The organism is Streptomyces aurantiaciflavus (genome assembly GCF_049808595.1).
Classification (GTDB): Bacteria; Actinomycetota; Actinomycetes; order Streptomycetales; family Streptomycetaceae; genus Streptomyces.
The window spans coordinates 4,412-17,345 of record NZ_JBNCAQ010000043.1; the positions used below are offsets into that span (position 1 = coordinate 4,412).

Here is a 12,934-nt window from a genome sequence, read left to right on the forward strand (position 1 = left end):
AAGTGGGCGTCGGCACCAGCGTGTTGGTCAAGGATGCCGGTGGTCCGGCGTGTTGACGATCCGTTCCTTCTCGGGCCGATCCCTGTCAGCCCGCCAGATTGTCGGCCAGTTCCTCCGTGAGGTTGGCCTCGGTACCCGGGATGCCGAGGTCGGAGGCGCGCTTGTCGGCCATCGCGAGCAGCCGGCGGATACGGCCGGCGACCGCGTCCTTGGTGAGCGGCGGGTCGGCGAGCGCGCCCAGCTCCTCCAGGGAGGCCTGCTTGTGCTCCATGCGCAGCCGGCCGGCCGCCGCGAGGTGCTCGGGGACCTCGTCACCGAGGATCTCCAGGGCGCGCTGGACCCGGGCGCCGGCGGCGACGGCGGCGCGGGCGGAGCGGCGCAGGTTGGCGTCGTCGAAGTTGGCGAGACGGTTCGCCGTGGCGCGCACCTCGCGGCGCATCCGGCGCTCCTCCCAGGCCAGCACCGACTCATGGGCGCCGAGGCGGGTGAGCAGGGCGCCGATGGCGTCGCCGTCGCGGACGACGACCCGGTCGACCCCGCGGACCTCGCGGGCCTTCGCCGCGATGGACAGGCGGCGCGCGGCGCCGACGAGGGCGAGCGCGGCCTCGGGACCCGGGCAGGTCACCTCGAGGGAGGACGAACGGCCGGGCTCGGTGAGCGAGCCGTGCGCCAGGAAGGCGCCGCGCCAGGCCGCCTCCGCGTCACAGGTGGCGCCGGAGACCACCTGCGGGGGCAGGCCGCGGATCGGGCGGCCGCGGCCGTCGACCAGGCCGGTCTGGCGGGCCAGCTGGTCGCCGCCCGCGACCACGCGTACGACGTAGCGGGAGCCGCGGCGCAGACCGCCGGGCGCCATCACGATCAGCTCCGAGCTGTGACCGAAGATCTCCAGGATGTCCCGCTTGAGCCGGCGGGCCGCCATCGCGGTGTCCAGCTCCGCCTCGATCACGATGCGCCCGCTCACCAGGTGGAGGCCGCCGGCGAACCGCAGGACGGCGGAGACCTCCGCCTTTCTGCAGCAGGTCCGGGTGACGGGGAGCCGGGAGATCTCGTCCTTCACCGCTGCCGTCATCGCCATGGGCCGATCCTTCCATGCATCCGAAAAATACGGTCGTACGCGGCGGCCAGCAGCTCCGGATCATGCCGCGGAGTCCCGTCGGGCCGGGCCACCGGCGCCAGCTCGACCGCTGCCCCGAACCGCTTGGCGGCGGCGGTCAGGGATTCACGGTCGGGCACGGCGGCCTCGTCGGCCAGCACCACGTCCAGGGCGAGTTTAGGGGCGTGTCGTCCCAAAACCTCCAAATGACGCTGCGGGGAGAAGCCCTCGGTTTCTCCCGGCTGCGGCGCGAGGTTCAGGGAGAGTACCCGGCGCGCCTTGGTCTCCGTGAGGGCGTCCAGCAGCTCCGGCACCAGCAGGTGCGGGATGACCGAGGAGAACCAGGAGCCGGGCCCGAGGACCACCCAGTCCGCGTCGAGGACGGCCTCCACCGCCTCCGGGACGGCCGGCGGGTCGTGCGGGACGAGATGCACGGACTGCACCTCGCCGGGCGTCAGCGCGACGGTCGCCTGCCCGCGCACGGTCTCGACGTCCTCGGGGCGCTCCGGATCATGCCCCTTCACCAGCGCCTGCAGCTCCAGCGGCACGGCGGACATGGGCAGCACGCGGCCCTGCGCGCCCAGGAGCTTGCCGACCAGGTCCAGGGCCTGGACATGGTCGCCGAGCTGCTCCCACAGGGCGACGATCAGCAGGTTGCCCACGGCGTGGCCGTTGATCTCGCCCTGCGACTGGAAGCGGTGCTGGATGACCCGGGCCCAGGTCTGGCCCCAGTCGTCGTCGCCGCACAGCGCGGCCAGCGCCTTGCGCAGGTCGCCGGGCGGCAGCACGCCCAGTTCGTCCCGCAGGCGGCCGCTGGAACCGCCGTCGTCGGCCACGGTGACGACGCCGGTGAGGTCGCCGGTGATCCGGCGCAGCGCGGTGAGCGAGGCGGACAGCCCCATGCCGCCGCCGAGGGCGACGACCTTGGGCTGGGTGCCGCGGCGGCGCGGTTTGCCGCCCCGGGCCTCGACCGGCCGGCTCACGCGCCCCTCCGGCGCCATTCTGCGCAGCCGGCCCAGCCGCGGAGTACGTCCTGTCATTCCCGTCCCATGTCCCGGTGGACGACCACCGTCTCCACGCCCTCGGCCGCGAGGCGCGCGGCGAGCTTCTCCGACATCGCGACCGAACGGTGCTTGCCGCCCGTACAGCCGACCGCGATGGTCACGTAGCGCTTGCCCTCCCGGCGGTAGCCCGCGGCGATCAGCTGCAGCAGCTCCGCGTACCGGTCGAGGAACTCCTTCGCGCCGGGCTGGTTGAGGACGTAGGTGGCGACCTCCTCGTTCAGGCCGGTGTAGGGGCGCAGCTCCGGGACCCAGTGCGGGTTGGGCAGGAAGCGCATGTCCACGACCAGGTCGGCGTCGACGGGGAGGCCGTACTTGAAGCCGAAGGACATGACGGTGGCCCGCAGTTCGGGCTCCTCCTCGCCGGCGAACTGGGCGTCCATCTTGGCGCGCAGCTCGTGCACGTTGAGGCTGGAGGTGTCGATCACGAGGTCGGCGTCGCCGCGCAGCTCGCGCAGCAGCTCGCGTTCGGCGGCGATGCCGTCGACGATGCGGCCGTCGCCCTGGAGGGGGTGCGGGCGGCGCACGGACTCGAAGCGGCGCACCAGGGCGTCGTCGGAGGACTCCAGGAAGACGATCCTCCGGGTGACGTTCTTCGACTCAAGGTCGGCGAGGGACTCGCGGAGGTTGTCGAAGAAGCGCCGGCCGCGGACGTCGACGACGACCGCGATCCGCGCCACGTTGCCCTGGGAGCGGGCGCCGAGCTCCACCATGGTGGGGATCAGCGCGGGCGGGAGGTTGTCGACGACGAACCAGCCGAGGTCCTCCAGACACTTGGCGGCCGTCGAGCGGCCCGCCCCGGACATGCCGGAGATGATGACCAGCTCGGGGATGGCCGCCTCGGGGATCCCGGGTGGTGTGACGTCCGTACTCACCTGTGCTCCGTCTTCGTGTCCTGCGGTGTGCTCGGCGCTGCCGGGGCCCGCGTCGGGCGCGGCGGCGTCGTGGCGTGTGTCGTGCCGGGTGGGATCCTCGCCGGTTTCCCCGGGCACCTGCCGGGGTGCCGCCGTGGGCGCCTGATCTCGGTCGGTCGTGTGCTGTGCGTCGTGCTCGGTCATGTCTCCTGCCCCCGTCGTTCTTCCGGGGGGCCCGCGGTGACGGGCTCCCCTGGGGAGCCCGCCGTCGTATCGGGCTCCTCCTCATCCATGATCTCTCCTGTCGCCGTGTTGACGGCGGGTGCGGGCGGAGCCGCCTGGGCGAGGGCCGCGACGATCGTCTCGGCCGTCTTGCGGCCTATGCCGGGTACCTCGCAGATCTGGTCGATCGTCGCGGAACGCAGCTTCCTCACCGAGCCGAAGTGCTTGATCAGCGCCTGCTTGCGCGTCTCGCCGAGGCCCGGCACGTCGTCCAGGGGGCTGGAGCGCAGTCGCTTGGTCCGCTTGGTCCGCTGGTACGTGATCGCGAAGCGGTGGGCCTCGTCGCGGACGCGCTGGAGCAGATAGAGGCCCTCGCTGGTGCGGGGCAGGACGACCGGGTCGTCGTCGTCCGGCAGCCAGACCTCTTCCAGGCGCTTGGCGAGTCCGCAGACGGCTATGTCGTCGATGCCGAGCTCGTCCAGGGCCCGCTTGGCTGCCGCCACCTGCGGCTGTCCGCCGTCGACGACGACGAGCTGGGGCGGGTAGGCGAAGCGCTTGGGGCGGCCGTCGTCGTCCTTGAGGGCGTCGGTGAAGGGGGCCCCGGTGACACTCGCGGACTCGTCGGAGGGGGTGGCGGCGGAGCCGTTGGCGGAGGCCTCGCCGGCGCCCGGCTCGCCGTCGGTCCACTCGCCCGTCCGCTCCTTCTCGGCGAGGTAGCGCCGGAAGCGGCGGGTGATCACCTCGTGCATGGAGCGGACGTCGTCCTGACCCTCGAAGCCCTTGATCTGGAAGCGGCGGTACTCGCTCTTGCGCTGCAGGCCGTCCTCGAAGACGACCATGGAGGCGACCACGTCGTCGCCCTGGAGGTGCGAGATGTCGTAGCACTCGATCCTGAGCGGGGCGCTGTCCAGGTCGAGGGCCTCGGCGATCTCCTCCAGGGCACGCGAGCGCGTGGTGAGGTCGGAGGCGCGCTTGGTCTTGTGCAGGACGAGGGCCTGCTGGGCGTTGCGCTCGACGGTCTCCATGAGGGCCCGCTTGTCGCCGCGCTGCGGGACGCGCAGCGACACGTTGGAGCCGCGGCGGCCGGTGAGCCATTCCTGGACGGGCTCCACCGGGTCGGGCAGGGCGGGGACCAGGACCTCCTTGGGGACGGCGTCCCCGGTCTCCTCGCCGTAGAGCTGCTGGAGGGCGTGTTCGACGAGGGCGCCGGTGGTGATCTCCTCGACCTTGTCGGTGACCCAGCCGCGCTGGCCGCGGACGCGTCCGCCGCGGACGTGGAAGATCTGGACGGCCGCCTCGAGCTCGTCCTCGGCGATCGCGATCAGGTCGGCGTCGGTCGCGTCGGCGAGCACGACCGCGTTCTTCTCCATGGCCTTCTTCAGGGCCTCGATGTCGTCGCGCAGGCGGGCGGCCCGCTCGTACTCCATCTCCTCGGCCGCCTCCATCATCTGCTGCTCCAGCCGCCGCAGATAGGTGCCGGTGCGGCCGGTCATGAAGTCGCAGAACTCGTCGGCCAGTTCCCAGTGGTCGTCGGGGGAGATCCGGCCGACGCAGGGCGCTGAGCACTTGCCGATGTAGCCGAGCAGGCAGGGGCGGCCGGTGCGGGAGGCGTTCTTGAAGACGCCGGCGGAGCACGTGCGCACCGGGAAGACGCGCAGGAGGAGGTCGACGGTGTCGCGGATCGCCCACGCGTGCGCGTACGGCCCGAAGTACCTGACGCCCTTCTTCTTGTGGCCGCGCATCACCTGCACCCGCGGAAACTCCTCGTTCATCGTCACCGCGAGGTACGGGTAGCTCTTGTCGTCGCGGTACTTGACGTTGAACCGGGGGTCGTACTCCTTGATCCAGGAGTACTCCAGCTGGAGCGCCTCGACCTCCGTGGACACCACCGTCCATTCCACCGACGCGGCCGTGGTGACCATCGTGCGTGTGCGCGGGTGGAGGCCCGCCAGGTCCTGGAAGTAGTTCGCCAGGCGCTGGCGCAGGCTCTTCGCCTTTCCGACGTAGATCACCCGGCGGTGCTCGTCGCGGAACCTGTAGACCCCGGGCGAGTCCGGGATCTCTCCCGGCTTGGGGCGGTAGCTGGAGGGGTCGGCCATGTCTCACACCCTACTGGCGCGGAGTGACAGTCCGGTGAGCCTGTGGACAACCACGGGGTGTCCGCGGGCGGGGTGGCGATCGCCCGGCGGGGCTGTGGACATCCACAGGCTTGGCAGGTGCGGGCGGTCGCTCCGCGGAGGCCTTGCCCGGCTCGGCTCGGAGGGGGTCGGGCGACTCGGCGGGCCGGCTCGGTCTCGGCTCGGGGGTGCGTTCGGCCTCGGCTCGGGGATGCGCTCGACCTCCGCTCGGGGGGCGCTCGGTCTCGGGGTGCGGGGTGGGCTCGGCCCATGTGGTGCGCGCGGCTCGGTGCGCGGTCGACCGCTCGGGCCCGCCCGGGGGACCCCCGCGGCCGGCCCGGCCCGGTGGGGCGCGGCTCAGCGGTCGATCGACCAGGCGGCATCGGGCGGCGGGGTGCCGGTGGCGAGGAGGTGGCCCACGATGCGAAGGGCCTCGGCCAGCGGGACCGTGTCGGCGTCGGGGTAGGTGTCGCACTGCCCGTTCGCGAGGACGTACCCGTCGCTGCTGCCGCCGGCGCCGGGGTCCACGGCGTGCTCCCCCGGGTCGTCCGCGCCGTCGAGCAGCATCACCAACGCGCGCTCGGTGTTGCTCACCACGGCGAGCGACCGGCCGGCGGAGCTGGTCAGCCAGGTCTCCAAGCGGCCCGCGAACACGCGTTCCCGGAGCAGGGCGGGCGCGCTCCCGGCCGTCACGGGCCCGGAACCGTCGCTGAAACGCCAGGTCTCCTCCACGGCGTGAGCCTCCCACAGCCGACCGGGGGGACCGGCGGGGGCCTACCGGCAATCCCGGACGAGAGCAAGGGCCCCGACTCGGCCGACCCTGCGCCGCGTTCCGGCACAGGTGTTGTCGGGGCTTGGTCAACACGCTTCAATGCGGGGGAACTCGGGGCGGTGAAGCACGCCCTACGGATGTGGAGGCGCCCCCGCGTCGCCGGAGGCCCGGCCATCGACACGAACGGTCTGACCAGCCGTCGTGAGCCATTCACAGAAAGGCCCCTGCATGCCGCACGCCCCACACCACGCGGACGCCGAATCCGACGTCGCCGCCGCGGACCTGGACGCGGTCCTGCGAGGCGGTCCCTTCCATGTCGCGCTGCGCGCCGCGATCGCCGCCCGGGGGCTGCCCCTGCAACGCGTCCAGCACCATCTGTCACGGCACGGCGTCAAAGTCGGCGTCACCAGTCTGAGTTACTGGCAGCAGGGTGCCCGGCGCCCGCAGCGCCCCGAGTCGCTGCGGGCCGTCCGGGCCTTGGAGGAGATCCTGCGCCTGCCGGACGAGTCCCTGATCCGGCTGCTCACGGAGACGGACGAAAATACGGCCGGCACGCAGCCGACGGGCCGCTCCTACCGGTCGTTCCTGGAGGCCTCGGACGTCCTGGACAAGCTGCTCGTCGAACTGGAGTGCCCTGCGGACGACGGGTTGCACACCCTCGGCCACCACGAACGGGTCCGCATCGGTGCCCGCCGCGAGCTCCTGGGCCGCGAGTCGCAGCACATCGTCCGCGCCCACCGCGACGGCGTCGACCGCTTCGTGGCCGTCCACCACGGCGACCCCGGCTCCGCTCCGGAGCGGATGGCACTGCACGCCCTGGAGAACTGCCGCCCCGGCCGCGTCCGCCGCCACCACGCCACCGGCATCCTCGTCGCCGAGCTGCTCTTCGACACCCGCCTCCGGGCCGGCGACACCTTCCTCTTCCGCTACGGCGTGGAGGACGGCACCGCGGGCGCGTCCCGCGAGTACGTGCGCGGCTTCGGCGCCCCGGGCGGCCAGTACGCCCTCCAGATCCGGTTCGACGAGAACGCGCTGCCCGTACGCTGCCACCGCTTCACCCGGCACTCGGCGGCGGCACCGCGCGGCGGCCGTCAGGAACTGCCCCTCAGCCAGCGGCATTGTTCCGTCCACCTCGTCGAGCCACGCGTGCGGTCGGGCATGGTGGGCATCGGGTGGGACTGGGAGTGAACGGGCCGCGGTGAGCGCCGTGGGAGTGCACGGGCGCCGTTCCCGATCGAGCTTGCGTTCCCCTTCGCGACCTCGCCGTCCCCACCGAGTTCCACGGAAGTGACGGGCAGGACGGACTCCGTGGCAGGTGGCCAGGGCCGTAGCCGGTGCGAGAGCCACTCACCGCAGGACGGTACGAGGCGCTCGGAGGGGCGGCGGCCGAAATGCGGTTGATTGCGTGCAGTTGCGAGGGGTTGTGGATGACGTAAACGATTGCGCAAGCGTTTACGTACCTCGCCCGATGGGATACCTTCCGGGCAGGAACCAGGCCGCCGAGGTCAGGGAAACCGGCCCGTCCAGCGAGGAGACCCGATGCCGACCATGGCCGACGTCGCCCGGCACGCCGGTGTCTCCGTGGCGACCGTCTCGCACGTCCTGAACGACACCCGCCCGGTCCTGCCCCGCACCCGCCAGGCCGTCCTCGACGCCATAGAGGAACTCGGCTACACGCCCAACACCCTCGCCCGCTCCCTGGTGACCTCCCGCACCCGTTCCATCGGTCTCGCGGTGTCGGCGATCAGCAACCCTGGCTTCACCGAGCTCCTCCAGGGCGTCGAGGCCGCCGCCCTGGAGCACGGCTACAGCCTGCTGATCGCCGATTCGCACGACGACCCCGAGCACGAACGCGACGTCGGCCGGCTTCTGCACGAGCGCCGCGTGGACGGCATGATCGTCGCGCCGTCCGCGAACCCGGGCGGACTCCTCGCCTACCTCACCCGGCACCGCGTGCCGACGGTCCTGCTCGACCGGATCGTCGACACCCCGACGGACGGCAGTCCCCGCTTCGACCAGGTGTGCGCCGAGAACACCGGACCCATGGCCCGGCTGGTCACCCATCTCGCCGGACTCGGCCACCGCCGCATCGCCCTCGTCGCCGGCCTGCCCGGCCTCAGCACCACCGCCGAACGGATCACGGGCTACCGCCACGGCCTCGCATCCGCCGGGCTCCCCTGCGACGAACGCCTCCTGGTCCACGGCGACTCCGAGTCGGCCGGCGCGGAACGCGCCACCGCCGCTCTGCTGTCGCTGGCCCTGCCGCCCACCGCACTGGTCACCGGCAACAACGCGATGACTCTCGGTGCCCTGCGCGCCCTGCGCGCGCAGGGTCTGGCCGTGCCCGACGACATCGCGCTGTGCTGCTTCGACGACTTCGCCTGGGCGGACCTGTTCTCCCCCCGGCTCACCGCGATCGCCCAGCCCAGCAAGGACATCGGCGCCCAAGCCGTCCGCGTGCTCCTCGACCGCCTCGCCGCACCCGACCGGCCCGCCCGGACCGTGCGGCTCCCCTGCGCCTTCGTCCACCGCACGTCCTGCGGCTGCGCCGACCGCGTGGAACGGCCCCACGGCCCCCCGAACCCCACGGCCGCCAACGGCCCGAGCAGTGCACGCTCCGAGTCATCCGAGAGAGGAACCACCCCGTGATCGTCGTCGCCGGTGAGGCCCTGATCGACCTGGTACCGCAGGGCACGGGCGCCCTCGCGACCCTGCGGCCGGCCCTGGGCGGCGGCCCGTACAACACGGCCGTGGCCCTCGGCCGCCTCGGCTCCCCCACGGCCTTCTGCTCCCGTACCTCCTACGACGCCTTCGGCGAGGCGCTGCTGGACGGGTTGAGGGACGCGGGCGTGGACGTGTCCGCGGTGCAGCGCGGCACGGAACCGACCACCCTCGCGGTCGCCACGATCGACGAAAACGGCTCGGCCGCCTACTCCTTCCATGTCGAGGGCACCGCCGACCGGCTGTTCACCGTCCCGGCGGGCCTGCCCGCCGGGACGCGGGCGGTGTCCTTCGGCACGTGCTCGCTCGTCCTGGAGCCGGGTGCGAGCGCCTACGAGGAGCTGATGCGGGCCGCGGCGGCACAGGGCCTGTTCACCGCGCTCGACCCGAACATCCGGCCCGGGCTGATCCCCGACGCCGACACCTACCGGGCCCGCTTCAAGAGCTGGCTGCCCTCGGTGTCCCTGCTGAAGCTCTCCGAGGAGGACGCCCGCTGGCTGGGCGGCACTCCTCGCGAGTGGCTGTCCGCCGGCCCCTCCGCCGTCGTGATCACCCACGGCGGCGACGGGCTGACCGCCTTCACCCGGGACGGCGCCGTGTACCCGGTGCCCGGCGAGAAGGTCGACGTCGTGGACACCATCGGCGCCGGTGACACCGTCAACGCGGCCCTGTTGCACGGGCTTTCGGCGCAGGGCGCCCTGTCTCCCGCGGCGCTCGCGGGCCTCGGCCGCGACGGCTGGGAGCGGCTGCTGCGGTTCGCGGCCCGCGCGGCGGCGATCACCTGCTCGCGGGCGGGCGCCGAGCCGCCGTACGCCTCCGAACTCGGCGAACCGTAGGGGCGGTCGGGCGGGCCGTTTCCACAGCCGATGGGAGAACGGACGGCGCCCCGCGGGGGAGTTCCCGAGGGGCGCCGTCCGTTCTGCGAGTCCGTCAGGCCTTGCGGGCCCGCGTCGTCTTCTTCGCGGGCGTCGCCTTCGTGGCTGCTGCCGCCTTCTTCGTCGCCGTGTTGTTGACGGACGTCGTGGCGCTCGCCGTCTTCCTCGCCGTCGACCCGGCCGCGACCGTCTTCTTCGCCGCCGTCCTGCGCGGGGCCTTCACCGGCGCCGCGTCGCTGATGCGGTCGGCGCCGAGGATCTCCCGCAGGAACTTGCCGGTGTGGCTGGCGGGCACCCCGGCGACCTCCTCCGGCGTGCCCTCGGCGACGACGAGGCCGCCGCCGGCGCCGCCCTCGGGGCCCATGTCGACGATCCAGTCGGCGGTCTTGATCACGTCGAGGTTGTGCTCGATGACGATGACCGTGTTGCCCTTCTCGACCAGGCCGGAGAGGACCTTCAGGAGCTTGCTGATGTCCTCGAAGTGCAGGCCCGTGGTCGGCTCGTCCAGCACGTAGACCGTGCGGCCGGTGGAGCGGCGCTGCAACTCGCTGGCGAGCTTGACGCGCTGGGCCTCACCGCCGGACAGAGTGGTCGCGGACTGGCCGAGCCGGACGTAGCCGAGGCCGACGTCCTTGAGTGTGTTGAGGTGGCGGGCGATGGCGGGGACGGCCTCGAAGAAGTCCGTCGCCTCCTCGATCGGCATGTTCAGGACGTCGGCGATGGACTTGCCCTTGTAGTGGACCTCCAGGGTCTCCCGGTTGTAGCGGGCGCCGTGGCAGACCTCGCACGGGACGTAGACGTCCGGGAGGAAGTTCATCTCGATCTTGATCGTGCCGTCGCCCGAGCAGTTCTCGCAGCGGCCGCCCTTGACGTTGAAGGAGAAGCGGCCGGGCTGGTAGCCGCGGACCTTCGCCTCGGTCGTCTCGGCGAACAGCTTGCGGATGTGGTCGAAGACGCCGGTGTACGTGGCCGGGTTGGACCGGGGGGTGCGGCCGATGGGCGACTGGTCGACGTGCACGACCTTGTCGACGAGGTCGTCGCCGTCCACACGCGTGTGCCGCCCCGGCACGTTCCTCGCGCCGTTCAGTTCGCGGGCCAGGTGCGTGTACAGGATGTCGTTGACCAGGGTCGACTTGCCGGAGCCGGACACACCGGTGACCGCCGTGAACACACCCAGCGGGAAGGAGACGTCGATGTCCTGGAGGTTGTTCTCGCGGGCGCCGTGGACCGTGAGCTGCCGGGAGGGGTCACGGGGGCGCCTGATGTCGGGTACCGGGATGGACTTCTTGCCGGCGAGGTACTGCCCGGTCTGCGACTCGGCGTTGGCGAGCAGCTCCTTCAGGGAGCCGCTGTGCACGACCTTGCCGCCGTGCTCACCGGCGCCGGGGCCGATGTCGACGACCCAGTCGGCGACCTTGATGGTGTCCTCGTCGTGCTCGACGACGATGAGCGTGTTGCCCATGTCGCGCAGCCGGACGAGGGTCTCGATGAGCCGGTGGTTGTCGCGCTGGTGCAGGCCGATGGACGGCTCGTCGAGGACGTACAGGACGCCGACGAGGCCGGAGCCGATCTGGGTGGCCAGGCGGATGCGCTGGGCCTCGCCGCCGGAGAGCGTGCCGGCCGCGCGGTTGAGCGAGAGGTAGTCCAGGCCGACGTCGACCAGGAACCGCAGCCGCTCGTTGACCTCCTTGAGCACGCGCTCGGCGATCTTCTTGTCGCGGGCGTTGAGCTTCAGCTCGCCCAGGAAGTCCGCGCAGTCGCTGATGGACATCGCGGAGACCTCGGCGATGGACTTCTCCATGATCGTGACCGCGAGGACGATCGGCTTCAGACGCGTGCCCTCACAGGTGGGGCAGGGCACCTCGCGCATGTAGCCCTCGAAGCGCTCGCGGCTGGCGTCGCTCTCGGCCTCGCTGTGCCGGCGCTTGACGAAGGGAACCGCGCCTTCGAAGGGCGTCGTGTACACCCGCTCGCGGCCGTACCGGTTGCGGTAGCGGACCTCGATCTGCGTCTTGTGGCCGTACAGGAGCGCCTTCTTGGCGCGCTGCGGCAGGCCTGCGAAGGGGATGTCCGTCCGGAATCCGAGTGCGTCCGCGAGAGCGCCGATCAGCCGGCCGAAGTAGTCCTTGGTGTGGCCGTGCGACCAGGGGTGGATGGCGCCCTCGTCGAGGGACTTGTCCTCGTCGGGGACGATCAGCTCGGGGTCGACCTCCATGCGCGTGCCGATGCCGGTGCACTCGGGGCAGGCGCCGAAGGGCGAGTTGAAGGAGAAGGAGCGCGGCTCCAGTTCCTCGAACGACAGGTCGTCGTACGGGCAGTACAGGTGCTCGGAGTACATGCGCTCGCGCTCGGGGTCGTCCTCGGGGAGGTCGACGAAGTCGAGCACGACCATGCCGCCGGACAGTCCGAGGGCGGTCTCGACGGAGTCGGTGAGCCGGCGCTTGGCGGACTCCTTCACCGTGAGGCGGTCGACGACCACCTCGATGGTGTGCTTCTCCTGCTTCTTCAGCGTGGGCGGCTGCGAGAGCTGGATCGTCTCGCCGTCCACGCGCGCGCGGGAGTAGCCCTTGGTCTGCAGATCGGCGAAGAGGTCGACGAACTCGCCCTTGCGCTCGCGCACCAGCGGCGACAGCACCTGGAAGCGGCTCCCCTCCGGCAGCTCCAGGACCCGGTCGACGATGGCCTGCGGCGACTGGCGCGAGATCGGGCGGCCGCACTCGGGGCAGTGCGGCTTGCCAATGCGCGCGAAGAGCAGACGCAGGTAGTCGTAGACCTCGGTGATGGTGCCGACCGTGGAGCGCGGGTTGCGCGAGGTCGACTTCTGGTCGATCGAGACCGCCGGGGACAGGCCCTCGATGAAGTCGACGTCCGGCTTGTCCATCTGGCCGAGGAACTGGCGGGCGTACGAGGAGAGGGACTCCACGTAGCGCCGCTGCCCCTCGGCGAAGATCGTGTCGAAGGCCAGCGAGGACTTGCCCGACCCCGACAGGCCCGTGAAGACGATGAGCGAGTCGCGTGGCAGGTCGAGCGAGACGTTCTTGAGGTTGTGCTCGCGCGCGCCACGGACGATGAGACGGTCGGCCACGCCGGTCCGCACCTTTCTTGAGAGAAGTGACAGGGGCGGGGCCCCCGTCCTTCTCAGACTAGGGGGAGCCACTGACAACGCCGGTCCGGATTCACCGGTTCACAACAATCCCCGGCCTTCCAGCATGCCCGACG

Annotated in this window: 9 protein-coding genes; 3 read left to right on the forward strand and 6 right to left on the reverse strand. The window is 71.8% G+C overall.

The features are described 5' to 3' along the window. Nucleotides 1-85: 85 nt before the first annotated feature. The 5 genes from whiA to ACPT94_RS36225 all read right to left on the reverse strand — a co-directional run bounded on the left by whiA (nt 86) and on the right by ACPT94_RS36225 (nt 6,079). Nucleotides 86-1,075, reverse strand: coding sequence for a DNA-binding protein WhiA (gene whiA, locus ACPT94_RS36205; protein WP_360341881.1), 990 nt, complete (start codon nt 1,073-1,075; stop codon nt 86-88). After that, complete coding sequence (locus ACPT94_RS36210) at nt 1,066-2,133, reverse strand: gluconeogenesis factor YvcK family protein (protein WP_360341884.1); 1,068 nt, start codon at nt 2,131-2,133, stop codon at nt 1,066-1,068. The genes whiA and ACPT94_RS36210 overlap by 10 nt, the downstream gene beginning before the upstream one ends. Further along, a complete protein-coding gene (gene rapZ, locus ACPT94_RS36215; protein ID WP_360341887.1) occupies nt 2,130-3,212 on the reverse strand; it encodes an RNase adapter RapZ in 1,083 nt (360 codons plus the stop codon). Before rapZ ends, ACPT94_RS36210 begins: the two co-directional genes overlap by 4 nt. Next, nucleotides 3,209-5,329 carry an excinuclease ABC subunit UvrC gene (gene uvrC / locus ACPT94_RS36220; protein WP_425247802.1) on the reverse strand — a complete coding sequence of 707 codons (2,121 nt, stop codon included), beginning with the start codon at nt 5,327-5,329 and terminating at the stop codon, nt 3,209-3,211. The genes rapZ and uvrC overlap by 4 nt, the downstream gene beginning before the upstream one ends. A gap of 375 nt (nt 5,330-5,704) precedes the next feature. After that, the gene (locus ACPT94_RS36225; RefSeq protein WP_425247803.1) at nt 5,705-6,079 is read right to left on the reverse strand and encodes a hypothetical protein; all 375 of its coding nucleotides are present in this window, start codon (nt 6,077-6,079) and stop codon (nt 5,705-5,707) included. Nucleotides 6,080-6,347: 268 nt separating this feature from the next. Between ACPT94_RS36225 and ACPT94_RS36230 the strand changes: the two genes are divergently transcribed. From ACPT94_RS36230 to ACPT94_RS36240, 3 genes are all read left to right on the forward strand, one after another. Beyond that, nucleotides 6,348-7,307: a hypothetical protein gene (locus ACPT94_RS36230; protein WP_360341896.1), complete on the forward strand. Its 960-nt coding sequence runs from the start codon at nt 6,348-6,350 to the stop codon at nt 7,305-7,307. 351 nt (nt 7,308-7,658) lie between these two features. Beyond that, nucleotides 7,659-8,768, forward strand: coding sequence for a LacI family DNA-binding transcriptional regulator (locus ACPT94_RS36235; protein ID WP_425247804.1), 1,110 nt, complete (start codon nt 7,659-7,661; stop codon nt 8,766-8,768). Beyond that, on the forward strand, nt 8,765-9,676 hold the full coding sequence (locus tag ACPT94_RS36240; RefSeq protein ID WP_360341902.1) for a carbohydrate kinase family protein: 912 nt from the start codon (nt 8,765-8,767) through the stop codon (nt 9,674-9,676). The genes ACPT94_RS36235 and ACPT94_RS36240 overlap by 4 nt, the downstream gene beginning before the upstream one ends. Before the next feature lie 94 nt (nt 9,677-9,770). On the opposite strand, the gene uvrA is transcribed toward ACPT94_RS36240, so the two are convergent. Beyond that, entirely contained in the window at nt 9,771-12,800 is a 3,030-nt protein-coding gene (uvrA, locus tag ACPT94_RS36245) for an excinuclease ABC subunit UvrA (RefSeq protein WP_425247805.1), read from the reverse strand. Nucleotides 12,801-12,934 lie beyond the last annotated feature (134 nt).